The organism is Pseudomonas sp. Van50 (assembly GCF_055390755.1).
In genome coordinates, this window is record NZ_AP024343.1 from 3,907,595 (window position 1) to 3,932,514 (window position 24,920).

Here is a 24,920-nt window from a genome sequence, read left to right on the forward strand (position 1 = left end):
GAGAACACGATGAGTGCCGTCAAAGACCCCGCACAACAGAACAACAAGACCCTGGTCAGCCTGCGCAACCTGAACAAACACTACGGCGACTTTGCCGCCGTGGACGATATTTCCCTGGAGATTCAGGACGGCGAATTCCTGACGTTCCTCGGTTCCAGCGGCTCGGGCAAGAGCACCACGCTGTCGATGCTGGCCGGGTTCGAAACCCCCAGCAGCGGCGAGATCCTGGTGGGCGGCAAATCCCTGGTCAACGTACCGCCGCACAAACGCGACATCGGCATGGTGTTCCAGCGCTACTCACTGTTCCCGCACCTGTCGGTGCGCGACAACATTGCCTTCCCTCTGGCGATCCGCAAACTGGCCAGCGCCGAGCGCGAACGCCGGGTCGACGCCATGCTCAAGCTGGTGCAACTGGGAGAGTTCGCTCATCGTCGCCCTTCGCAACTGTCCGGCGGTCAGCAGCAGCGCGTGGCGATTGCCCGGGCACTGGTCTATGAACCCCGCATCCTGCTGATGGACGAACCCCTTGGAGCCCTGGATAAAAAGCTCCGTGAAGACTTGCAGGATGAACTGCGCCAATTGCATCGGCGCCTGGGCATCACCATCGTCTACGTCACCCATGACCAGGAAGAGGCCATGCGCCTGTCCCAGCGCATCGCGATTTTCAGCCACGGCAAGATCGTCGGTCTGGGCAGCGGCTACGACCTCTACCAGAATCCACCGAACGCTTTCGTCGCCTCGTTCCTGGGCAACTCCAATTTCCTCAAGCTCAAGGCCCGGGGCAACGCAGTGGCGACCTTCGAAGGCCAGTCGCTGTCGATCCGCCTGACTGCCGGCCTGCAAACGGACCAGGACGTGCTGCTGATGGTGCGCCCGGAAAAAGCCCTCGCCCTGAGCGTCGAGCAAGCGGCCCAGGAACCCTTGGCGGCCGGTTGGAATGAGGTGTCGGCCAAGGTCGTCGAAGTGCTGTTCCTCGGTGAAAGCCAGACTTGCAGCGTGGTGACGTCCGGCGGCACGGCCATGACCGTCAAGGCGCTGTCCGCCGCCGGCATGCCGCTCAAGGCCAGCGACCCGGTGCGCGTGCGTTGGGCCACCGCCGACGCCTGTGTCTACACCCAATGGGCCGAGAGCGACCTGAACAAGGCCGCGGGAGCTCATTGATGAACATTGCGCGCCCACAACCGATAAAACCCGAGGATCGTCCGATGATCGATGCCAGCGTCTACAAACAAGTCATGGGCTCGTTCCCGTCCGGCGTGACGGTGATCACCACCCTCGATGACGACGGCCAGGTAGTCGGCCTCACCGCCAGTGCCTTCAGCTCCCTGTCGATGGACCCGGCCCTGGTGCTGTTCTGCCCCAACTACAGCTCCGACTCCTATCCTGTGCTGATCAAGAACAAGCGCTTCGCCATCCACCTCCTCTCCGGCGGCCAGCAGAACGAAGCCTACGCCTTCGCCCGCAAAGGCAAGGACAAGGCCCAGGGCATCGCATGGACTTTGAGCGAACGGGGTAACCCGTTGCTGAGCAACGCCACCGCCATCATCGAGTGCGAACTGTGGCGCGAATACGAAGGCGGCGACCACGCCATCATGGTCGGCGCCGTGAAGAACCTGATCGTTGCGCAGCACACACCGGGGCCGCTGGTTTATTGCCACGGCAAGATGGGCGCCCTGCCCGTCCTCGCCTGAACCGATCGTCAACAATAAAGAGAAAGCGCCATGAAATTTTCCCTGTTCGTACACATGGAGCGCTGGGACGAAAGCGTCAGCCATCGCCAGTTGTTCGAAGACCTGAGCGAGTTGACCCTGTTGGCCGAGGCCGGCGGCTTCAGCACCGTGTGGATCGGCGAACACCACGCCATGGAATACACCATTTCGCCAAGCCCGATGCCGCTGCTGGCGTACCTGGCCGGCAAGACCACCACCATCCACCTGGGCGCCGGCACCATCATCGCGCCGTTCTGGCACCCGCTGCGGGTCGCCGGTGAATGCGCGCTGCTGGACGTGATCAGCAATGGCCGCATGGAAGTCGGCCTGGCCCGGGGCGCCTACCAGGTGGAGTTCGACCGCATGGCCGGCGGCATGCCAGCCTCCTCCGGCGGCCAGGCCCTGCGGGAAATGGTCCCGGTGGTGCGCGCCCTATGGCAAGGCGACTACGCCCATGATGGCGAGATCTGGAAATTCCCCACCTCCACCTGCGTGCCCAAGCCAATCCGCAAGCCTCACCCGCCAATGTGGATCGCCGCCCGCGACCCGGACTCCCACAACTTCGCCGTCGCTAACGGCTGCAACGTAATGGTCACGCCGCTGATGAAAGGCGATGAGGAAGTCCTCGACCTGAAGAACAAGTTCCAGGCCGCCCTGGACAACAACCCCGACGTGCCACGCCCGCAACTGATGGTGCTGCGGCACACCCATGTCCATGCGGTGGACGATCCCGAAGGCTGGAAAGTCGGCGCCCAGGCCATCTCGAAGTTCTATCGCACTTTCGATGCCTGGTTCGGCAACAAGCAGGTGCCGGTCAACGGCTTCCTGGCGCCAAGCCCGGAAGAGAAATTCGCCGAGCGTCCGGAGTTCCAATTGGAGAACATCCGCAAGAACACCATGATTGGTACACCGCAGGAAATCATCGAGCGGATCAAGTACTACCAGGAACTGGGCGTGGATGAATTCAGCTTCTGGTGCGACAACAGTTTGCCCCATACCGAGAAGAAAAAATCCCTGGAGCTGTTTATCCAACAGGTGGTGCCGGCGTTTCGGTGATCCGTTGCACCGCCATCGCAAGTTTGCTCGCGATGGCGGTGTGTTTGTCAAAAAGATTGGGCATGTATTGGCCCAATCGCGAGCAAGCTCGCTCCCACAAGGCTTTCGTTCACCTGAAACATATGTGTCAAATGTGTCAAATGTGTCAAATGTGACAATTGCCCCCACTACCTCGCCGCTGCCCCGCAAACCACTATTAACGGCTCGCAAAGCCGCATAACGTACCGCGCAAAAGGATCAACTCTGATTAAGGATGATGCGCGTGGGGGTTTATCGGTTGCTGCTGGCCATGTTGGTGGCAGTTTCTCATATGGGTGTGACGTTCATGGGTTTGAACCCCGGCGTCGTTGCCGTGGTGTCCTTTTTGATCATCAGCGGCTTCGTGATGACCTCGCTGATCGAGAGGACCTACAACACCCCGGGCCAGATCGGCCTGTTCTACATCGATCGACTGTTGAGGCTGTACCCGCAGTTCCTGGTGTATTTCGTCATGTCCTGCGCGGTGATCCATTTCCTCTTGCCTGGAACGCCCCAGGCAGCCGCCCTGACCCTGGAAAACATCGCCACCAGCCTGCCGATCGTGCCGTTGGGCTTCTACATGTTCGGCATCACCGTGCCCGAGATCCTGCCTCCCGGTTGGTCCCTGGGACTGGAAATGTGCTTTTACCTGCTGATCCCGTTCCTGATCCTCTACAAGACAAGGGGTGTCGCCTTTGCCGTGTCCGTGACGGTGTTCATGGTCGCTTCCCTGGGCTACCTCGACACGGACATCTACGGCTATCGCCTGCTGCCGGGCGTGCTGTTCATTTTCCTCTGCGGCAGCTACCTGTATCGGGCGCAGGCCAAAGGGCTGTGGATCGTGTCCATCACCCTGTTCGTTGCCGCCTTGATGTTCCTGGCCATTGTCGTCGGGATCATTCCCCGTCGGCCGTTCAACGCCGAGGTAACCCTGGGCATCGCCCTGGGCCTGCCGGCGGTGTTTCTGCTCGGCAGAATGAAGCATCACCGGCTCGATGAGTTCCTGGGCAACATCAGCTATGGCGTGTTCCTCAACCATTTTGTGGTGATGTATGTGTTGCGTGCGTTCTGGCCGGTGGAGTACAGCGCCCTGATCATCACAGCAGTGCTGGTACTGTCGTTCGCGTTGAGTGGCGTTTCGTACTATGGGTCGAGCGACCGGCGCTGAAGCTTCGTCATGCCCTCAGGGCGGGCGTTAAGTACGGTGCCACGGCTCCCGTTGGCAGCACGGTGGCTTAGCCTCTGGCTGCCGTACAAAAAATGCCCGGGACGCAGGTCCCGGGCATTTTGTATTCCAGCGCAGCCGAATTAGAACGTCACGCTGGCGCTCAGCTTGGCGGTACGCGGCTCGCCGACGTTGACCTGCAACTGGCTACCGGTGGAGGACGGGTAGTACTGCTTGTCGAACAGGTTGTCGACGTTCAACTGCAACGAGGTCTTGTGCCCCATCACCGGCGCCTCCCAGCGCAGGAAGGCGTCGGCGACGGTGTAGCTGCTGAGCCAGAATTCGTTGGCCTTGTTGGCGGCGCGTTCGCCGACGTAACGCGCACCGGCACCGGCGTGCCAGGCGCCGAATTCGGCTGGAATGTTCAGGTGGTGAGTGAGGTACAGGCTCGCGGTGTGTTTGGGAGCGTCGGGTAGGCGATGACCTTCGTCGTCCGGATCGTCCAATATTTCTGTGTGGGTGTAGGCGTAAGTGCCGATCAAGTCCCAACGGTCGGCCAGGCGGCCAGTGATGTCGAGCTCCAGGCCTTGGGAACCCACCTTGCCAGCGGCTTCTGCGATGTTCTTTCCGCCGACTACAGTGGTTGTTACTACATTCTTTTTGACGATATCGAACAAGGCGAGGTTGATATTCAGCCCAGGCATCGGGTCGTATTTGGCACCCACTTCATAGCTACGCCCTTCTTCCGGTTTGAAGGTGCTGAGGTTGTCGTCGACGGTATCGTTGGGCTTGAATGAACGGCTGTAATTACCATAAAGAGAAAGGGTCTCGGCAGCTTTATAAACCAATCCGAGGAATGGAACGAAGGCGTCGCCATTATCGTCGCGAACCCCCTCTCGCTTGATCATGCCTTGTTCGGCGAATTGGTCGTAATGCTGGTAGCGACCACCGAAGACCAGTATCCAGCGATCATCCAGATGCCAGTTGTCCTTGAGATAAATGGAGCTGGAGGTCAGTTGGTTACTCAGGTTGCTCTGTTTTGCATTCAGCTTGCTGGGTTCTGCCAACCCACCATAAACCGGCGCAGTGATGTCGAACCCTCCTTGCGCATCCCCACGGTAGGTCTTGCCACGAAACTGATCGGACACTTGATTATCGACGCCAACCAACAGGTCATGGCGCTGGCCGAACAACTCCTGCTTGCCGATGAAATCCCAACTGGCGTAGCGCGTTTCGTCATCGTAATGAGCGCCGTTGGATTTTCTGCTCAGTTGATTTCCCGTCAAATCATCGGGCTGCGCAATCGAAAGACTGTACCGATCATTGTTCCAACCATAGGTAACCCGCGTTTTCCACGCATCGCTCAACTCATACTCGAACCGCGCCGTCGCCGTTTCGCGAATCCCCACGCTCTTGGCCCAAGGCTCATCAAGACGCTTGTCGTAATCGATGTCAGCCGGATGCCCGTTGGTGAACACCGTACCCCGGTCAAACGGATTGGAGTATTCGTTGTACTCATAACTCAGGTTCAACGAGGCCCGCTCACCCGTCCAAGCCAGGGACGGCGCCACCAGCGTGCTCTCATTGACCCCATAGTTGCGCCAGTAGTCCTCGTGGCCGCGCTCGGCGATCAGGCGATAGGCCAGGCCGGTATCGCCCAGCGGCCCGGTGGTGTCCAGGGCCATGGTGCCGCCACCTTCGCTGTAGGCCGAGCCGCTCAGCGTGGTGCTTTGGGTGTATTCCGGTTTCTTGCTGATGACGTTGATCAGGCCGCCGGGCTCCAGCGCGCCATACAGCATCGAGGCCGGGCCCTTGAGCACTTCGACGCGGTCGGTGGTGGCGCTGAAGTTGTGGCCCAGGTTCGAACGCACGCCGTCGCGCAGGATCGAGCCGTCGTCGTTGGTGCCGAACCCGCGTTTGACCAACGAGTCCCTCGAGCCGCCCAGGGTATTGCCCTGGCTGACGCCGCTGACAAACTTCATCGCGTCGTTCAACGAGCGCACCTGGTAGTCCGCCAGGGTCTGCTGGGTCACCACGTTGATCGACTGCGCCTCTTCCTTGATCGGTACATCGCTCTTGCTCGCCGTGCTGGCTTGCGACGTCGTATAGCCCTCGTCCTGAGTGACACGACTGCCCTGGATATCCGTGGCCGGCAGTTCGACAGTGTCCTGTGCCCACAACGGGCTTGCAATGAAGCAGCAGGACAGGGTTGGCAACACACACTTGATGAAGACGTTGCGATTTGCGAGGGGGGTGGAACGATTCAAGACGCGCACTCATGGAAGGGACGTTAATGAGAGCAAATATACTTTGAGAATCATTCCCAGTAAATCTTTTGATCCAGTGATGATCACCCCAAACCTCTGTGGGGCTTGCTCCCAAAGGTGATATCAAATCGCCCCGCCGCCCTAAAGCTTTGCCGCTCGCGGTCGAATGTATTCCATTAAGAGATTTTTTTGCCCAGGAGCAGCGGCATGCAGACGTTAAAGGACTTGTACGAGTCTATCGAGATGCAGTTTTTCGATACCCTCACCAAAAAGCTCTCGAGTCTTTTCCTGTTGGTGCTGGTCAGTGGCTTGTTGTACTGGGTGGCCGTCAGCGCCCGCGCCGAGATCCTGCTGCTGTTGCGCAACGCGCAGTTGGACGGTGCCTTGCTGGGGCAGATCGAAGGCCGGCTCGACAGCCTTACCCATGCCCTGCTCTTCGGTGCGGTCCTGACGCTGGGCATGATCAGTTTCATGGTCTGGTATTTCCGCCACCTCATCGTGCGCCCCGTCACCGCCATGACCAAGGCCCTGGAAGAGATCGCCAACGGCGAAGGCGACCTGTCCAAGGACCTGCCACTGGTGACCCACGACGAGATCCGCGTGCTGGCCGGCACCTGCAACCGTTTCCTGGCCAAGCAGCGGGAGATCATCAGCAATGTCCAGGCGCTGACTGTGCACATCGCCGTCGAGTCGGCCCGCTCGCTGAAGAACATCAGCGACTCCAGCGACAGTGCCACCCACCAGGCCCGCTTCGCCAAGGAAGTGATGGACCAGAGCAACACCGCCGTGGGCCGCATCGAAGAAGTCTCGCGCCAGACCCAGGGCATCTCCAGCACCACCGCCCAGAACCTGAGCATGGCCCGCGACTCCTACGCCGAGCTACTGGAAGTAACCGGCAACATCAGTGAGATTTCCAGCAACCTCGGTGAATTTGCCACCTTGGTGAGCGCCTTGAACCAACGTTCCTCGAGCATCAAGTCGATTGTCGGGTTGATCCAGCAGATCTCTGCCCAGACCAACCTGCTGGCCCTCAATGCCGCCATCGAAGCCGCCCGGGCCGGCGAAAGTGGCCGCGGCTTCGCGGTAGTGGCCGATGAAGTGCGCACCTTGGCACAGAATGTCAGCCGGGCCACCGACGATATCTCGCGCAACATCGACGCCATGCTCGAGGAAGTCAGCTCCACCCACGAGCAGACCACGCAGATCAGCCACAGCGCCCGGGAAACCCAGAAAGTGGTGGAACGCGCTTCCGGCCATTTCGAAAGCATGATCGTCGACTTCGAATCCACCAACGGCAAGCTGGCCGACATCGCGACCCACATCCAGCAGTTCGCCGACAGCAACACCGGGATCAACGACCGGGTGACCCAGATTCACGCCGACAGCCAGTTGATCGACCAGCGCATGCAGCATTCGGCAACGGCCACCCGCGACCTGTCCGGCGTGGCCGAAAAGGTCCAGACGCTGCTGGGCCGGTTCGTGCTCGGCCACGGCAAGCTGGACGCCGCCATCACCCGTGCCAGCGAGTGCCGCGACACGCTCCAGGTCCGCCTGGAGGCGCTGCAACGCGAAGGCCTGAACCTGTTCGATCAGAATTACCAACTGATTCCCGGTACCGATCCCAAGCAGTACATGGCCAGCTACACCGAACGCTTTGCCCAGGTCTGCCAGGAAGAATGCGACAAACTCACCCGCAGCACGCCGGGGGCAAGGTGTCGTTCATTGTCGACAGCAAGGGCTACTGCCCGGTGAACAACAGCTGGGTCTCCAAGCCGCCAACCGGCGACCGGGCGGTGGATTTGCCGGTGTGCCGCAACAAGCGAATCTTCAACGACCCGATCGGCCTGCGCGCGGCGGGCAACGTCCAGCGCTTCCTGCTGCAGACCTACCTGCGCGATACCGGGGAAATCATGACCGAGATTGACGTACCGTTCTTCTTCGGCGGTCGCCATTGGGGCAACTTGCGGGTGGGCTTCGATGCGGCGGTGTTGTTGGCGGAGTGATCAACAGCGGAATCAAGCCAGACAACTACCCTGTGGCGAGGGAGCTTGCTCCCGCTCGGCTGCGCAGCAGTCGCAAAACCGGCTGATACGGTCGGCCTGAAGAACCGCCGGGGCCTGCTTCGCACGCCAGCGGGAGCAAGCTCCCTCGCCACAAGGGATTTTGTGGCGCATACAAATTCTGAGCCCCCCAAAAACAACTGTGGGAGCGAGCTTGCTCGCGATGGCGGTGGATCAGCGACATCATCGTCAACTGACCCACCACCATCGCGAGCAAGCTCGCTCCCACAGGACTACCTCAACCCAAGCGGTGCTTCAACAGCACTTGGGCCCACCCTTGCCGCCGTAACGGGCCTCCTGGCGTTCGCGAAAGAACGCCTCGTAGTCCATCATCGGTTTGTCCGGGTGCTTGGTTTGCATGTGCTCGACGTAGTTGTCGTAGTCGGGCATGCCGACCATCAGGCGGGCGGCCTGACCGAGGTATTTACCCAGGCGACTCAAGTCATTGAACATCGTTGCAATCCTCTATCAAGCGTCCGGCAGGGCCTGGAATGGCGCTTCTTTGTCCGTGCGTTCCTTGGTGCCCCAGGCGGCGATGCCGACCTTGAGCGCGTAGAACAGGATGCTGAAGACCACGAACAGGAACAACACCGTCAGCGTCGCGTTGGTGTAGGCGTTGAACACCACGTGCTGCATCTGCTCGATGCTCTTGGCCGGGGCCAGGATCTGGCCGGCGGCCAGGGCATCGTTGTATTTGCGCGCCAGGGCCAGGAAGCCGATCGCCGGGTTGGCGTCGAATAGCTTGATCAGGCCCGCGGTGGTGGTGCAGATCAGCAGCCAGGACGCCGGCAGCAGCGTGACCCAGACGTAGCGCTGGCGCTTCATCTTGATCAGCACCACGGTGGCGAGCATCAGGGCGATACCGGCCAGCATCTGGTTGGAGATGCCGAACAGCGGCCACAAGGTGTTGATGCCGCCCAGCGGATCGATCACGCCTTGGTACAGCAGGTAACCCCACAGTGCCACGCAACCGGCGGTGGCGATCAGGTTGGCGGTCCACGATTCGGTGCGCTTGAGGGCCGGCACGAACGAGCCGAGCAGGTCCTGGAGCATGAACCGCCCGGCACGGGTGCCGGCGTCCACGGCGGTGAGGATGAACAACGCTTCGAACAGGATCGCGAAGTGGTACCAGAACGCCATGGTGTTCTCACCCGGCAGCACCGAGTGCAGGATCTGCGCGATCCCCACCGCCAGGGTCGGCGCACCGCCGGCACGGGCCAGCACGGTGGTCTCGCCGATGTCCTTGGCCACCGCTTGCAGCGCCTCGGGCGTGATGGCAAACCCCCAACTGCTGACGGTCTGGGCCACGGCCACCACGTCACCGCCGACGATGGCCGCCGGGCTGTTCATGGCGAAGTACACGCCCGGCTCGATCACCGAAGCGGCGACCATGGCCATGATCGCCACGAAGGACTCCATCAGCATGCCGCCGTAACCGATGTAGCGGGCGTTGGTTTCATTATCCAAAAGCTTGGGCGTGGTGCCCGAGGAGATCAGCGCATGGAAGCCCGAGACCGCGCCGCAGGCGATGGTGATGAACAGGAACGGGAACAGCCCGCCCTTCCACACCGGCCCGGTGCCGTCGGTGAACTGGGTCAGCGCCGGCATTTTCAGCTCGGGCATGGTGACCAGGATGCCGATCGCCAGGGCGACGATGGTGCCGATCTTGAGGAAGGTCGACAGGTAGTCCCGCGGGGCCAGGATCAGCCACACCGGCAGTACCGCCGCGACGAAACCATAACCGATCAGCATCCAGGTGATCTGGATCCCGGTGAAGGTGAAAGCCTTGGCCCAGACCGGGTCGGCGGCGATTTGCCCGCCCAGCCAGATCGACCCCAGCAGCAACAGCACGCCGATGATCGAGATTTCACCGATGCGGCCCGGGCGGATGTAGCGCATGTAGATGCCCATGAACATCGCGATCGGGATGGTCGCCATCACCGTGAAGATGCCCCACGGGCTCTCGGCCAGGGCCTTGACCACGATCAGCGCCAGCACCGCGAGGATGATGATCATGATCAGGAAGCAGCCGAACAGCGCGATAGTGCCGGGGATGCGGCCCATTTCCTCGCGCACCATGTCACCCAGGGAGCGACCGTTGCGGCGGGTGGACAGGAACAGGACCATGAAATCCTGCACCGCACCGGCCAGCACCACGCCGGCGATCAGCCAGAGCGTGCCGGGCAGGTAGCCCATCTGCGCCGCCAGCACCGGCCCGACCAGCGGCCCCGCACCGGCAATGGCCGCGAAGTGGTGGCCGAAGAGGATGTGTTTGTTGGTCGGGACGTAGTCCAGGCCATCGTTGTTGAGCACGGCGGGGGTGGCCCGGCGCGCATCGAGTTGCATCACGTTGTTGGCGATGAAGAGGCTGTAGTAGCGGTAGGCGACCAGGTAGATGGCCACGGCGGCGACGACGATCCAGAGGGCGTTGATGGGTTCGCCGCGGCGCAAGGCCACGACACTCAACGCACAAGCTCCCAGAACAGCCACGGCAAACCAGGCGAGGTGTTTAACCAGACGGGTTGTCATTGCGTGTCTCCTGCCGATATCCAGTGGATTGCGGCGATTGTTTTTATAGTGTGCCCCGGCTATTCGGAGCCGGCCCAATATCCCTGCAAGTCGTCAATAAATAAATGCGCAGTACTACGTACGGGCCATCTACGTAGTTCTACGTAGACACCCATCCCCTGTGGGAGCGAGCTTGCTCGCGATGGCATTGTGTCAGGCGACATCCCCGCTGGCTGATCCGACGTCATCGCGAGCAAGCTCGCTCCCACAGGTTTTATGCCTCACCCATGGGTTTGGCATATGATGCCGCCATTCGCCTCCCCGCCGAGCCCGGACAGGAGTACAGATGCTGCTCAAACACAAAATCGTCGCCCTCGGGATTTTGCCGCTGGTCCTGGCCATCGCCGTCATCTGCGCCCTGGTGATCTCGCTCAACCGCCAGCTGGGCGATCAACAGGCACAACTGATCGAAGACAGCATCCTGGCGAGCAAGCGCGCCGAGTTGAAGAACTATGTCGAGATGGCGCAGAGCCTGATCGCCCCGCTGTATGACAACGGCCAGGGAGACGCGCGGGCGCAACAGCAGGTCCTGGAAGAACTGCGCAAACTCAGCTTCGGCATCAACGGTTACTTCTTCGTCTACGACCGCCAGGGCCGCAGCCTCATGCATGCCCGCCAGTCGGAGTTGGTGGGGCAATACCTCTGGGACATGAAGGACCCCCACGGCCTGCCGGTCATCCAGGCGCTGATCAAAAGCGCCGAGTCAGGCGAAGGGTTCCAGCGCTATGCCTGGAACAAGCCCTCCTCCGGCCAGGTGACCGACAAGCTGGCCTATGTCGTGATGCTGGACAAATGGGGCTGGATGCTCGGCACCGGGATTTACCTGGAAGATGTCGAGCGCGCCACCCAGCAGGCCCGTGACGAGGTCGCCCATGGCATCCACACCACCATGCAAGCCATCGCCGCGATCGCGTTGGTGGCGGTCCTGTTGGTGTTTGCCGGCGGCATGACCCTCAATGTCAGCGAACATCGCCTGGCCGACAAAAAACTGCAGCGCTTGAACCAGCGCATCGTCAGCTTGCAGGAAGAAGAACGCTCGCGGGTTTCGCGCGAGCTGCATGACGGCATCAGCCAACTGCTGGTGTCGATAAAATTCCAGTTCGAGCTGGCCAGCCACGTGTTGGAGAATGGCCAGGAAAACGGCCTGGGCATCCTGAAGAACGCCACTGACCGGCTCGGCGAAGCCATCGGCGAGATCCGTAATATCTCCCACGACTTGCGCTCGTCCCTGCTCGACACCTTGGGCCTGCCCGCCGCCATCGGCCAGCTCGCCACCGAATTCCAGCAGCGCAGCGGGCTGGAAGTGTCCTATCGAAGCAACGAATTCGATTGCCGCCTCGAAAATGGCGCCCCTGTCTCGCTGTTTCGCATTGCCCAGGAAGCCCTGACCAATATCGAGCGCCATGCCGGGGCGAAAAGCGTCGGCATTACCCTGTTCGGTTCCAGCCAGTCCTTGCGACTGACGGTGGTCGACGACGGGATGGGGTTCAACGTCCCGCAAGTGGAACGCGGCCATGCCGGCATCGGCCTGCGTAATATCCGCGAACGGGTCGAGCATTTCGGCGGACGCCTGGAAGTGACGTCCGTACCGGGCCGCAGCGAACTGGACATCCTGCTGCCCATGAACCTCTCGGTCACGGAAAACTGATGCACGCCCACGCCAACAAGAGCACTCGTCGATGAACCTGCCTCCCGTGATTCGCGTCGCACTGGTCGATGACCATTCCCTGGTCCGCGACGGCATCAGGGCCCTGCTGTCAGTGATGCCGCAACTGGATGTGGTGGGTGAAGCCGAGAACGGTGCGCAAGCGATCGAAATGGTCGGTCGCTGCCAACCGGACCTGCTGCTGATGGACATCGGCCTCAAGGATAAGAACGGGCTCGAGCTGACCCGGCTGCTGGGCAAGCAATACCCCAGCCTCAAGATCCTGATCCTCAGCATGTACGACAATTATGAGTACGTGAGCGAGTCCGTGCGTTCCGGCGCCAGCGGCTACGTGCTCAAGAACGCGCCATCGCGGGAGATCATCGCGGCCATCGAAGCCATCATCAGCGGCGGCACCTTCTACAGTGCCGAGATCGCCCAGCGGCTCGCCACCGACCCACACACCGACAACGAGCTGACGCCACGGGAAAGCCAGGTGCTGTACAAAATGGTCCAGGGCCTGAACAACAAGGAAATGGCCCGTGAACTGGACATCAGCGTACGCACCGTCGAAACCCATCGCCTGAGCATCCGCCGCAAGCTGAACATCGACAAGCCCGCAGCCCTGGTGAAATACGCGATCGACCACGGGATCATTTCCCGCTAGAGAAACCATTGTGGCGAGGGAGTTTGCTCCCTCGCCACAGGTGCCCCTTATCCAGCGTAATAACCAGGGTGTTCAAGGTCATCCAACAATCCCGGGCCGCTTGGCGTCCAGCCCAGCAAGGCACGGGTGTATTCGCTGGACACCGCCATGTTCGCCCCCGCCATGTGGGCGAACCAGCCGAAATGCTCGCGCTCCCGGGATTCGACCGGCAACCCCAGGCCACGACCGATCGCCTGGGCAATGTCCTTGAACGGCACGGCCTCGTCGGCGACGGCGTGGTAGACGGATTGCGTCACCCCCTGCTCCAAGGCAAGCCGATAAACCCGCGCGGCATCCTGTCGACACACACCCGACCAGCAATGGCTGCCGTCGCCTGGGTAAGCCGATACGCCGCTTTCCCGGGCAAGGCGAATCAGGATCGGCACGAAGCCATGGTCGCCGAGGCCATGGACCGAGGGCGCCAGTCGCACCGTCGCCACACGTACTCCACGCTCGGCCAGGTCCCGGGCGGCGGCTTCGGACTTGCGGGGCGAAGCCGGGCTCACCACTTCCAGTTCACTCGCGCCCCGCGTCAATCCAAACAGGCCCGACGTCACCAGCAACGGCCGGTCGGAGCCGCGCAACGCATCGCCCAACGTTTCGATGGCGCGGCGGTCCTGCTGGGCATTTTCGGCAAATCGCGAGAAGTCATGATTGAACGCCGTGTGGATCACCGCGTCCGCCGCCGAGGCTGCGCTGTGCAAGATCTCGAGATCATCCAACGTGCCTGGAATCACCTTCGCGCCTGTCGCAGCCAGTGTCGCGCCTTTTTCTTCGCAGCGGGCCAGGCCCGTGACCCGATGCCCGGCGGCGATCAGATCCTGTACCACGGACGCCCCAACCCAGCCCGTGGCACCGGTAACGAATACGTGCATATGCAACGCTCCTGTTCTAAAAAACCGAGACCAAAAATCTTCTATAACCCAGCGAAGACTCAGGATTTGTATTGAACTTGTGCTTGCCGTCCTCTGAGCAGCATCAAGGCCACTCCGAAAGACAGCCCAACGGCAATGGCGCCGCCCAGGTAAACCGCACCGATGCCCCAGCCACTGGCCAACAAACCGGCCAGCGGACTGGTGATGCCCAGGGAAATATCAAGAAACGCGACGTAGGCCCCCATGGCGAGACCGCGTGCCTGCGGTGGCGCACGCCGTACCGCTTCCACGCCGAAGCCGGGAAACGCCAGGGAGTAACCGAAGCCGGTGAAAGCCGCGCCCACATAAGCCATGGTCGCGGTGTCGGCGCTCCAGATCAGCAGCAACCCAACGGTTTCGATCAATACGCAGACCAGGGCGACGCGAGCGCCGCCAATCTTGTCCGGAAGGTGCCCGAAAAGCAGGCGCGCAGCGATGAAAGCCACACCGAACGCCGTGAACGCCAAGGAAGCGTTGCCCCAATCCCTGGCCGCGAACAACAGGGCAATGAACGCCGTGAGGACACCAAAGCCGACGCTGCAAAACGCCAACCCCATGCCGGGAACCCATACAGCACCGAGCATCGTGTAGAACGGTGTACGCCGGGTCGCCGTAGGGGCGACAGCGCGCACGCCCGCGACAATCGGCAAGGCCAGCAGCGGAATGAACATCGAGGCCATGGCAATGCCGGTGAACCCCCAGGCGCCGTTGAGCACCACGCCGAGCGGAGCACCCAGTGCGTAGGCCCCGTACATGGCGATGCCGTTCCAGGCCATGACCTTGCCGGCATGCTGCGCACCCACCAGGCCGATGCCCCACCCCAGCGCACCGGTGACAATGAGGCTTTCGCCAATTGCCAGCAGTACCCGACCGCCGGACAAGAGCCAGACCGACATGACCGGCGCGGCAACGAACGCCAGGGAAAGCAGATAAACCAGCCCTGAAACCGCGGCGGTCACCAACCCGGTCATGACCGCGCGTTTGCCACCGCGCATATCGGCAAAATTGCCGGCCCAGGCCCGTGACAACAGCGCCGCGGCGAACTGTGCCCCGATCACCAGGCCAATCACCAGCGTGCCCATGCCCAGCGTGTCATGCAGATGGAGGGGCAAGACGGGCAGTTGCATGCCGATCGTGAGAAAACCGATGAATACGGTCAATGTGAGCGGCAACAGCTTGAGTGCCGGATGGGCCTCGACGGCTGCCTGAGGCGCCGAAGAAGCGCCGAGATGAATATTGTCTTGTGTCATAACCCTACCCACGGAAAGGATGCGATGTGACGTTGAACGCTGCCTGCGGAGGCGACTAGAATGCGATCAATTCGTCGCATTCAAGATACGAATAATCCGTCGCATTTCCTATTCGCATTCCCTGCCGAGGTTCAAGCCCACATGTCCGAACGCCCAAGCCCGCAGATTTCCTCGCGTAAACAGCCGAAACAGGCACGCTCCACCGAGCTCGTCGCCGCGGTTCTGGAAGCGGCTGTTCAGGTTCTGGCGACCCAGGGCGCGGCACGTTTCACGGTGGCCCGGGTTGCCGAGCGGGCGGGCGTCAGCGTCGGTTCGGTGTATCAATACTTTCCGAACAAAGCGGCGATCCTGTTCCGCCTGCAAAGTGATGAATGGCGGCAAACCAGCGACATGCTGCGCGAGATTCTTGAAGACACCCTCAAGCCGCCCTTCGAGCGCCTGCGTACCCTGGTGCAGGCGTTCATCCAGTCCGAATGTGACGAAGCCCAGATACGCGTCGCCCTCAACGACGCCGCCCCGCTCTACCGCGACGCTCCCGAGCACCAGGCCGCGCGGATGTCGGTGCAACAGTCGGTGGACGCTTTCATGCTGCAAGCATTGCCAGACGCACCGGCCCAAACCCGTACCCTGGCAGGTGACCTGGTCATCAGCACGCTCAGTGCCGTGGGTAAGCGCTTTTCATCAGCGCCCCGCTCTCCCGTGGACGTTGCCATCTACAGCGACGCCATGGCCGATATGTTCTGCGCCTACCTGGGAAGTTTGCAGCGACGCCCCTTTGAGACCGCTGTCTGCTGACGGTTCGTCAGCCATGCTCCAGTGACAGCCTGCCAACACTTTTACTACACTCCCCGATCTTGTTTCCCTCCGCTACGAGACGTCCCCTCACAATGAAAACCATAACAAGCTCGATGACGTTCTGTGGCCTGTTGGCGCTCTCTTGCGGCGCCTTGGCCGAACCGGCACCTTCGCTGCTGGACCAGGTCCTGCAACGCGGCGAACTGAAGGTGTGCACCACCGGCGACTACAAGCCCTATACCTTTAAAACCGAAGCAGGCGAATACGAAGGCATCGACATCGACATGGCGCGCTCCCTGGCCGCCAGCCTCGGCGTCAAGGTGCAATGGGTGCAGACCACCTGGAAAACCCTGATGCCGGATATGGTTGCAGGCCAATGCGACATCGGCATGGGTGGGATTTCGGTGACGCTGGAGCGTCAGAAGAAAGCCTATTTCAGCACCACCCTGGACGTGGACGGCAAGATCCCCCTGGTGCGTTGCGAAGACAAGGAGCGTTACCAGACCCTCGAGCAGATGAACCAGCCTTCGGTACGCCTTGTCGAGCCGGCCGGCGGCACCAACGAAGCCTTCGTCCGGGCATTCCTGCCCAACGGCCAGCTCAGCTTCCATGACAACGTGACCATCTTCCAGCAACTGCTGGACAAGAAAGCCGACGTGATGATTACCGACGCCTCGGAAGCGCTCTACCAGCAAAAACTCAAGCCCGGCCTGTGCGCCGTCAACCCGACCCGCTACCTGCAATATGGCGAGAAGGCCTACCTGCTGCCACGGGATGACAACACCTGGAAGATGTACGTGGATCAGTGGCTGCACCTGAGCAAGGCCAATGGCAGCTACCAGAAGGTGATTGGCCAATGGCTGGCCGTTCCAGCCGCCCAGTAACCATTGGCTGAAACACCCCCCCTGTGGGAGCGAGCTTGCTCGCGATGGCGTCAAGTCAGCCGCATCGATGTTGACTGACCCACTGCAATCGCGAGCAAGCTCGCTCCCACAGGGGAGTTGTGGCGTATGCGCATCCTGGGACCACCCCAAAACAACTGTGGGAGCGAGCTTGCTCGCGATGGCGTCAAGTCAGCCGCATCGATGTTGACTGACCCACTGCATTCGCGAGCAAGCTCGCTCCCACAGGGGAGTTGTGGCGTATGCGCATCCTGGGGCTACCCAAAACAACTGTGGGAGCGAGCTTGCTCGCGATGGCGTCAGGTCAGCCGCATTGAGGTTGGCTGACACACAGCAATCGCGAGCAAGCTCGCTCCCACAGGGGAGTTGTGGCGTATGCGCATCCTGGGGCTACCCCAAAACAACTGTGGGAGCGAGCCTGCTCGCGATGGCGTCAGGTCAACCGCATTGAGGTTGGCTGACACACCGCCATCGCGAGCAGGCTCGCTCCCACGGAGGACCTCCTGTGACGGGGTCTGTTCCGGACAGACCCATTCACCTCACTGTGCCGCGCGCACCTTGGCGATTTCCTCGTACATCGTCTTCACCAGGTCGCCATCCAAGGATTTGGCGAACTTGTCGACCACCGGTTTCACCCGCTCACGCAAGCGATCTTTCTCGGCTGGGGTGATTTCATTGACGGTCATCGCGGCGGCCAACGTGGCCTTGGCCTTGTCCATGCTCGCCGCCGTGACTTCACGCTGGAATGCTTGCGCCTCGGCCGCGGCCGCGCGAATCATCGCTTTTTCATCGTCGTTGAGGCGGTTCCAGGTTTTCTGGCTGATGATCAACGATTGCGGATTGAAGATGTGCCCCGTGACGGAAAGGTACTTCTGCACTTCGTAGAACTTGTTGCCCTCAATCACCGTGAAAGGGTTTTCCTGGCCGTCGATGGTGTGCTGCTCAAGGCCGGTGTAGACCTCGGGGAACGCCATCGGCACGGGGTTGGCGCCCAGGGCGGAGAAGGTCTCCAAGTAGATCGGCGACTGGATCACGCGAATCTTCAGGCCCTGCATGTCTTCAAGCTTGGTCACCGGATGCTTGCTGTTGGTCAGGTTGCGAAAGCCCAGGTCCCAATAACCCAGCCCTACCAGCCCTTTGCTGTCCAGTTGCGCCGCCAGCTTCTGCCCGACCGGCCCATCGATGACCGCATGGGCTTCCTCGACGTTGTTGAACAGGAACGGGAAATCGAGCATGGCGTAATCCGGTGCCTGGGCGGCCAGGATGCCGGAGTTGAGCACCGTGATGTCCAGTGTGCCGCCCTGCAACGCCGACACCGTTTGCACATCACCGCCCAACGTACCGCCGGGGAACAGGCGGACCTTGATCTTGCCGCCGCTCTTCTCGCTGAGCAGGTCGGCGAACTTCTGCGCGCCCTGGCCCTGGGGGTGTTCCTTGACGTTCTGGAAGGCGAATCGCAAGGTCCGTTCGCGGATTTCGTCCGCGTGGCTGGCCACGCCGGTCAACAGCAAGCCCGTCGCGCACGCCCCGGCCAGCAGGGTTTTCATCAGTTTTCCCATGTCACTCTCCGATCGTTATTGTTTTTAAGGTCGAGCTAACAGCACCGGTGTTAGCCGGTGAAGAATTTCAACGGCCCCAGGACCAATTGCGGGAACAGGACCAACAGGAACAGCACCACAAACTGCGCAAACATGAACGGCCACACCCCGCGCACGATTTCCTCGAAGTCCAGCTTGGCCACTCCGCAAACCACATTGAGCACCGTGCCCACGGGCGGCGTGATCAGGCCGATGGCCGTGTTGATCAGGAACAGCACGCCAAAGTACACCGGGTCGATCCCCGCCTGGATGACGGCCGGCATCAGTACCGGGGTGAGGATCAGGATGGTCGGGGTCATGTCCATCACCGTCCCTACCAGGATGATCAGCACCATCATCACCAGCAACAGAACGGTCTGGTTGTCCATGAACGGCGCCAGCAGCTCCGCCAGTTGGCCCGGCAGGTCGGCGATGGTCACCAGCCACGATGAAACCATGGCCGCCGCCACCAGCAGCATCACCACCGAAGTGGTCTTGGCCGAGGACAGGATCACTTCGTACAACTGGCTGACCTTCATTTCCCGGTAGATCACCAGGGACACAAACAGCGAATAGACCGCCGCGACCACCGCCGCTTCCGTGGGCGTGAAGATGCCGAATTTGAGGCCCAGGATAATGATCAAGGGCAGGCCCATCGCCCAACTGCCATCGAGCAACGTGCGCAGCACTTCGGCACGGGAGCGCTTGGGCGGCGTCTCGACGTTCTCGCTGCGGGAGATGTACCACCAGGCAACGGCCAGCGAAGCCCCCAGCATCAAACCCGGTACGATCCCGGCCAGGAACAGCTTGGAAATCGACACCCCGGATGCCACACCAAAGACGATGAAGCCAATGCTCGGCGGAATGACCGGCGCAATGATGCTACCGGCGGCGATCAGCCCGGCCGAGCGCCCTCGGTTGTGCCCAGCCAAGACCATCATTGGTACCAACAACGCCGCCAGCGCCGCCGCATCGGCCACGGCCGAACCGGACAACGATGCCAGCAGGCAGGAAGCGATGATCGCCACGTAACCGAGGCCACCGCGCTTGTGCCCTACCAGCGCCATGGCGATGTTGACGATGCGCTTGGACAGGCCACCGACGTTCATGATTTCGCCGGCCAGCATGAAGAACGGCACGGCCATCAGCGGAAAACTGTCCGCGCCGTTGAGCAGGTTCTGGGCAATAATTTGCGCATCGAACAGATCCAGGTAAACCATCAACGCCACACTGACCACCAGCAAGGCAAACGCGATGGGCATGCCCAGTGCCATGCTGCCGATCAAGGACCCGAGGAAAATAACCAGCGTCATGGGCGGGTACTCTTGATGGAATCAGGGGTGCCGGGGTGATGAGTGATCGCCTCGGCGTCGTTGTCCTTGACCATCACCAGCTCGTCATCCCCGAGCTTGCCGAACAACGCCAGGTAGAGCTCGTAGAGCAGGATCGGTGCGGCACTGGCGCCGAACACCAGGCCGGCGCCATAGAACAGCGCCATGGACAATCCCGATGCCGGGGCGACTACGTTCAGGTTGATCGCCGCCTGTTGCCAACTGCCACTGAAGATCAGCCAGCAAATGTACAACATCAGCAGATGCCCGATGACCAGGCAGATCCGCTTGCCTGCCGACGGCAAGCGCTTGACCAGGCTATCCATGCCCAGGTGGGCACGGTCCTTGAGCGCCACCAGGGCACCGAGAAAAATCATCCAGACGAAGAACCAGCGCGACAGCTCCTCCGACACACTGATGCCGGAGTTGAAGGCATAGCGCAGCACCACATTGCCGAACACCAGCACGATCATTGCGAGCATGCACAGCACGATCAGCAGCTTCAGCAGCTTGAAATACAAATCGACGATTTTTGCCATCTTGAAGACCTCTCGGGGTGTCGAGTGCCGGGTTCCAAACCGGAGCGATAGAACGGCGACGGTGTCCGCTATCGAATCCAAATGGAGGTGTTCCGAGGGGCTTCAGGCCAGGAGCGCCAGACCGAGGGAGAGGTGTCGGGCGTTTGCAGACAGGTTCGCATGAGGTGTTCCTCTATTTTTTATTATGGTCTTGGCAATGCGTCGCAAGACGTATGTGGCGCCTAAAATGTACCACCCGGTTAGTTCGGTCAATATCCCAGGCACGAACGTATTACAAAGCGTGCGATTATCGGCTAGAGGGACAATCGATTTCCGCGACACCCGATGGGTTTAAGGCAGGCCTCAAGGCGGGTGGCTTACTTAAGGATCGCGCTGTTTTGCGAAGACTAATAATACGTATCGCAGCCCCTGAACTACTTAAACAAAAACCCAAACTAAATTGAACTTTCATCAACTTGTAAGACTTGGCACTTAGGTACTAAAGCTTGCGCCAAACTTGACAATATACAGGCGTCATTCTAATGACGAACCCAAGGCTTACATAAACGTTGGCGCTTTCTGTCAAAAAATCGACAGCCGCGCGCATTGCTGTGACCACGGCAATTCACGAAGCCTTAAAAACCAATAAAATCCTTATTAATCAAATAGTAATAAACAAAATAAAATCGATGCCGAGCGCCTCCCTCCAGCCCTTAATGAACGCTTTAAAAAAAATCATCGAAACTTCACATATAAAACTTTGCGACAGCGATCTTTAATGTTATTAATTTGACGGTTCAGATCGCAAGATGCCACTACCGTCACGTCCTGTGCACGCAGGTATTTGCCTGACTTTCAGATTTACTAACTTAAACCGCTTGCCTGACCAGTCACCTACCGTGCCTGGATGGCTGTTGTGCGGCGCAGAAAACTGCGCGAGGAAGGCGTCATCGCAACTCAAGACTCACGGATCAAGATCCTTTCGATCTTCGGTACCCGTCCCGAAGCCATCAAGATGGCTCCTTTGGTCAAGGCCCTCGCCGCCGAACCAGGCATTGAATCGCTGATCTGCGTCACCGGCCAGCATCAAAGCATGCTCAAGCAGGTGTTGGATCTGTTCGATCTCAAGGCTGATTTCACCCTTGATGTGATGACGCCGCACCAGACGCTCAACTCCCTGACTGCCGCCCTCTATAGCGCCATCGACCCGGTGCTGGAACAGACCCGGCCGGATCGGGTGCTGGTCCATGGCGACACCACTTCGGCCATGGTGGCCTCGATGGCCGCCTTCCACCGGCGCATCCCCGTAGGCCATGTCGAAGCCGGGCTGCGCACCGGTGATATCTACAGCCCATGGCCGGAAGAAATGAACCGTCGCTGCATCGATCTCAGTGCCGACCTGCTGTTTGCCCCTACCGGCCAATCACGGGACAACCTGCTGGGCGAACGCCTGCAAGGCCGCTGCCTGGTGACCGGCAATACGGTGATCGATGCACTGCAACTGACTGCCCAACGTATCAATGACGATGCCCGGTTGCGCGGTGATCTGGACCAACAGTTCCCGTTCCTGCAAACCGGACGCAAGCTGCTACTGGTGACCGGTCATCGTCGGGAAAACTTCGGCGAGGGTTTCCTGGACATCTGCAAGGCCTTGCGCGAGCTGGCCCAGCGCACTGATATCCAGATCGTCTACCCGGTGCATCTCAATCCCAACGTACTGGGGCCGGTGACCGAACAACTGGGTGACCTGCTCAACGTGCACTTGATCAAGCCCCTGGATTACCTGGCGTTCGTGCGCCTGATGCAACATGCCCACGTCATCCTCACGGACTCCGGCGGTGTGCAGGAGGAGGCGCCGTCCCTGGGCAAACCCGTCCTGGTGATGCGCGACGTCACCGAGCGCCCCGAAGCCGTGGCCGCCGGTACCGTGCGCCTGGTGGGCACGTCCCCGGCCTCGATCATCGCTGGTGTGAACGCGCTGTTCGACGACGTGGCCTTGTGGCGTCGTACCTCTCAGGCGGTCAACCCCTACGGCGATGGCAAGGCCAGCCAGCGCATCGTCGACACCCTGATGGGGCGCGCGGTCGACGACTTTGTCGTGGGTCAGGTGCAACCGGCCCACGAGCCGTCACACACGCCGCTGTCCGAGCCACGCGAGTTGCTCGCCGATTTCACCTCATAACTGCTACCCACCCTTATCAGATCGAGATTTGCCTGAATGAAGCCTTCCGTTGCCATCCCTACGGGCGCGCTCAGCGCCCTTGCCTGTGGCCTGAGCCTGCTCGCGCTCATGCCAAACTTTGCCCTGGCTGCGGATAGCCCGCTCACCCAGGCAATCAACCGACTCAACGCCGATACCCGCCAGGAGCGTGAGATTCGCTTGAGCGACCTGGGCATCACCGCGCCAATCCTGCTGGGTGCCAGCGACGCTCGACGCGAACTGTATTTGCCGGTACCCGCCGGCGTGACCCTGAGCGATGCGACACTGCAACTGGACGCCAGCTATCTCAATGGCGAAGGCGGCCGCAATACCATGCTGCTGTCGCTCGATGGCTATCCGGTGCGCGCCGAAGGCCTCAGCGAGGCGCAGGGCGATGCCAGCGTCAAGCTGGGCGTAGACCAGGCCCCACGGGACAACGGCCTGGTACGCCTGGGCATTGCCTGGTCGTCGGTGGTCTCCCGGCCGCTGTGCGAAGAAGACCGGGTTATCGGCAACGTGCTGCGCATTCAGCCCGATACCCGCCTGAACTACAGCTACGATGCCAGCCAACTGAAGGATGTCGGCGCCGCCTGGGCGACACTGCCGGCCAACCCTGGCATTCTGGTCGCACCGGGCTCGTTGTCGGCCGGCAGCTATGATGCCGCCTGGCGATTGGGCGTGGCCCTGGAGCGGATCGGCAAGCATGCCCGTATCCTGCCCTTCCCTGCCCTGCAGGACAGCGTCGACCTGAGCAATCTGCGCGTCCCGGCCGAACTGTTGAACATTCCCGCCTTCGCCAGCCTCAATGGCAAGGGCCAGCATACCTTGGCCAACCCAGCCGAAATCGGTGCACTGCTGATGCTTGGCCAAGTGCCGAACCTGCAGGCCGACCTGGCCATCAGCGACCCGCAACTGCTCCAGGCCATCAACCAGTCCCTGGATGCCTTGCAGAACCAGGTCCAAGGCGTCGACGCCACGGCGGCAGCGGCCTTGACCCAATGGCGCAATGCGCACGTCAACGCTGCCCTGGTGGGCACCGGCACTGACAACGTGCGCCTGGCGCTGCTGGGCACTCGCCCGGTGCTGACGATCGCCCCGGATGCGACCGGCAAAGCCCTGTCCTTGCTCGGCTCTGCCTGGAACAAACTGGCACGCAGCCGCCAGTTGACCGTGAACGAAGCGCAAACGCCGTTGAGCGAAGATGGCCGCGTGGCCCTGTCGCGATTGGGCGGCGCTCCTGGTAACTTCGACGTGGCCTCGCGATTCGACTGGAGCACTTCGTTCCCTCTGGGCAGCGTGGCATATGACGGTCGCCTGCCCGTCACCGCAGTGGTCGACGTCTCCGCCGCACCCGGCGCTTCGGACACCGCGCCCGTGGCCTCGCTGTTTTTCAATGACTTCCTGATCGGTGCCCAGCAACTGACCACCGATGGCGAACCACAACGCATCCAGGCTCACATCCCACGCTACGCCCTGGGTTCGAAAAACGTACTGCGCGTCTCGTTCCAGCGCCAACCGGTCAGCGACCGTTGCCTCGAAACGCCTCAGGCGTTCCCGGTGTCCGTACTGCCTACCAGCCATATCGTGCTGGACAAAACCTCCCTGGGTGATGATTTCGCCGGCATCGCCGCACGCTTCGCCGTAGACACCCAAGTGCTCGTTCCCCAGGCATACCTTGACCATCCGGCCAGCAGCCTGGCCCAGGTGATCTCGGTGGCCGACGCCTCGGGTGTTTCGCCGCTGCGCGCGCAGTTGAAAGTCAGCACCGATCCGAAAGCCGCCGTCAGCCCGGACAAAGCGTTCCTGGCTTTCGAACTGCCGCTCAAGGACAGCAAGGAGTCGGTCCAGGTCGACGAGCAGGGTCACCTGCGGATCAACCACAAGGACCAGGTGATGCTGGATGTGCAGCGCCTCAACCAGTTGGCATCGTTGCAAGTGGTGCAGACCTCGGGCCAGCACGGCCTGGTCTATCGGGCCCTGGGCGACCAGCCCCCGAGCCTGGCCAAGCCGGTCGTACTGACTCGTGGCGATGTGGCGATCCTGGGCGACAACGGTGCCGTGGCGGTCTTCGATACCCAGGATCCCAACGGCAGCCAGTTGATCGGCGAGGAAGAACCCAAGGGCCTGGATGCCTGGCGCAAACCTTCGCTGCTTTGGCTGATCCCCGGTGGCATTGCCTTGTTCCTTATCTTGTTGCTGGCTGGCCGTAGCGCCCGTCGCAATCGCCAGTAACGGTAAC

17 protein-coding genes and 2 pseudogenes are annotated in these 24,920 nt (G+C 61.1%); 11 read left to right on the top strand and 8 right to left on the bottom strand.

Going from position 1 to position 24,920, the window contains the following annotated elements:
- Positions 1-9: 9 nt before the first annotated feature.
- The 4 genes and pseudogenes from ACZ5M5_RS16480 (at position 10) to ACZ5M5_RS16495 (ending at position 4,022) form a co-directional block, all read left to right on the top strand.
- Positions 10-1,161: an ABC transporter ATP-binding protein gene (locus ACZ5M5_RS16480; RefSeq protein WP_464737631.1), complete on the top strand. Its 1,152-nt coding sequence runs from the start codon at positions 10-12 to the stop codon at positions 1,159-1,161.
- Positions 1,162-1,205: 44 nt separating this feature from the next.
- Positions 1,206-1,691: a flavin reductase family protein gene (locus tag ACZ5M5_RS16485; RefSeq protein WP_192260512.1), complete on the top strand. Its 486-nt coding sequence runs from the start codon at positions 1,206-1,208 to the stop codon at positions 1,689-1,691.
- A gap of 30 nt (positions 1,692-1,721) precedes the next feature.
- Entirely contained in the window at positions 1,722-2,765 is a 1,044-nt protein-coding gene (locus ACZ5M5_RS16490) for an LLM class flavin-dependent oxidoreductase (RefSeq protein WP_060742189.1), read from the top strand.
- Positions 2,766-3,018: 253 nt separating this feature from the next.
- Positions 3,019-4,022 (top strand): annotated as a pseudogene (locus tag ACZ5M5_RS16495) (acyltransferase family protein).
- Between the two features lie 69 nt (positions 4,023-4,091).
- Here the strand turns inward: ACZ5M5_RS16495 and ACZ5M5_RS16500 are convergent.
- On the bottom strand, positions 4,092-6,167 hold the full coding sequence (locus ACZ5M5_RS16500) for a TonB-dependent siderophore receptor (protein ID WP_464739400.1): 2,076 nt from the start codon (positions 6,165-6,167) through the stop codon (positions 4,092-4,094).
- 255 nt (positions 6,168-6,422) lie between these two features.
- Between ACZ5M5_RS16500 and ACZ5M5_RS16505 the strand changes: the two are divergent.
- Positions 6,423-8,218 (top strand): annotated as a pseudogene (locus tag ACZ5M5_RS16505) (methyl-accepting chemotaxis protein).
- A 312-nt stretch (positions 8,219-8,530) separates the two neighbouring features.
- On the opposite strand, the gene ACZ5M5_RS16510 reads toward ACZ5M5_RS16505, so the two are convergent.
- Together ACZ5M5_RS16510 and ACZ5M5_RS16515 are read right to left on the bottom strand one after the other, a co-directional pair.
- Entirely contained in the window at positions 8,531-8,728 is a 198-nt protein-coding gene (locus ACZ5M5_RS16510; protein WP_003182142.1) for a YbdD/YjiX family protein, read from the bottom strand.
- 15 nt (positions 8,729-8,743) lie between these two features.
- A complete protein-coding gene (locus ACZ5M5_RS16515; RefSeq protein WP_060742186.1) occupies positions 8,744-10,804 on the bottom strand; it encodes a carbon starvation CstA family protein in 2,061 nt (686 codons plus the stop codon).
- A 325-nt stretch (positions 10,805-11,129) separates the two neighbouring features.
- Between ACZ5M5_RS16515 and ACZ5M5_RS16520 the strand changes: the two genes are divergently transcribed.
- Both ACZ5M5_RS16520 and ACZ5M5_RS16525 read left to right on the top strand, forming a co-directional pair.
- The gene (locus ACZ5M5_RS16520; RefSeq protein ID WP_060742185.1) at positions 11,130-12,491 is read left to right on the top strand and encodes a cache domain-containing protein; all 1,362 of its coding nucleotides are present in this window, start codon (positions 11,130-11,132) and stop codon (positions 12,489-12,491) included.
- Positions 12,492-12,522: 31 nt separating this feature from the next.
- Positions 12,523-13,155, top strand: coding sequence for a response regulator (locus ACZ5M5_RS16525; protein WP_024619432.1), 633 nt, complete (start codon positions 12,523-12,525; stop codon positions 13,153-13,155).
- A 47-nt stretch (positions 13,156-13,202) separates the two neighbouring features.
- Here ACZ5M5_RS16525 and ACZ5M5_RS16530 read toward each other — a convergent pair whose 3' ends face one another.
- Both ACZ5M5_RS16530 and ACZ5M5_RS16535 read right to left on the bottom strand, forming a co-directional pair.
- Entirely contained in the window at positions 13,203-14,069 is an 867-nt protein-coding gene (locus ACZ5M5_RS16530; protein WP_464737632.1) for an SDR family oxidoreductase, read from the bottom strand.
- Positions 14,070-14,128: 59 nt separating this feature from the next.
- On the bottom strand, positions 14,129-15,358 hold the full coding sequence (locus ACZ5M5_RS16535) for an arabinose transporter (protein ID WP_103311257.1): 1,230 nt from the start codon (positions 15,356-15,358) through the stop codon (positions 14,129-14,131).
- Between the two features lie 141 nt (positions 15,359-15,499).
- On the opposite strand from ACZ5M5_RS16535, the gene ACZ5M5_RS16540 reads away from it, so the two are divergent.
- Positions 15,500-16,153 carry a TetR/AcrR family transcriptional regulator gene (locus ACZ5M5_RS16540; protein WP_103311259.1) on the top strand — a complete coding sequence of 218 codons (654 nt, stop codon included), beginning with the start codon at positions 15,500-15,502 and terminating at the stop codon, positions 16,151-16,153.
- Between the two features lie 92 nt (positions 16,154-16,245).
- Positions 16,246-17,037 carry a transporter substrate-binding domain-containing protein gene (locus ACZ5M5_RS16545; protein ID WP_192263848.1) on the top strand — a complete coding sequence of 264 codons (792 nt, stop codon included), beginning with the start codon at positions 16,246-16,248 and terminating at the stop codon, positions 17,035-17,037.
- Between the two features lie 557 nt (positions 17,038-17,594).
- On the opposite strand, the gene ACZ5M5_RS16550 is transcribed toward ACZ5M5_RS16545, so the two are convergent.
- Genes ACZ5M5_RS16550 through ACZ5M5_RS16560 form a run of 3 tightly spaced genes read right to left on the bottom strand, consistent with a single transcriptional unit; the run spans position 17,595 to position 20,502 of the window.
- On the bottom strand, positions 17,595-18,614 hold the full coding sequence (locus tag ACZ5M5_RS16550) for a TRAP transporter substrate-binding protein (RefSeq protein ID WP_060742181.1): 1,020 nt from the start codon (positions 18,612-18,614) through the stop codon (positions 17,595-17,597).
- A 50-nt stretch (positions 18,615-18,664) separates the two neighbouring features.
- Positions 18,665-19,945 carry a TRAP transporter large permease subunit gene (locus ACZ5M5_RS16555; protein WP_060742180.1) on the bottom strand — a complete coding sequence of 427 codons (1,281 nt, stop codon included), beginning with the start codon at positions 19,943-19,945 and terminating at the stop codon, positions 18,665-18,667.
- Complete coding sequence (locus ACZ5M5_RS16560; protein WP_464737633.1) at positions 19,942-20,502, bottom strand: TRAP transporter small permease; 561 nt, start codon at positions 20,500-20,502, stop codon at positions 19,942-19,944. The genes ACZ5M5_RS16555 and ACZ5M5_RS16560 overlap by 4 nt, the downstream gene beginning before the upstream one ends.
- Before the next feature lie 928 nt (positions 20,503-21,430).
- Here ACZ5M5_RS16560 and wecB point away from each other — a divergent pair.
- On the top strand, positions 21,431-22,663 hold the full coding sequence (gene wecB, locus ACZ5M5_RS16565; protein WP_464739402.1) for a non-hydrolyzing UDP-N-acetylglucosamine 2-epimerase: 1,233 nt from the start codon (positions 21,431-21,433) through the stop codon (positions 22,661-22,663).
- 36 nt (positions 22,664-22,699) lie between these two features.
- Positions 22,700-24,913, top strand: a complete 2,214-nt coding sequence (locus ACZ5M5_RS16570; protein ID WP_464737634.1) for a hypothetical protein — start codon at positions 22,700-22,702, stop codon at positions 24,911-24,913.
- Positions 24,914-24,920: the final 7 nt, after the last annotated feature.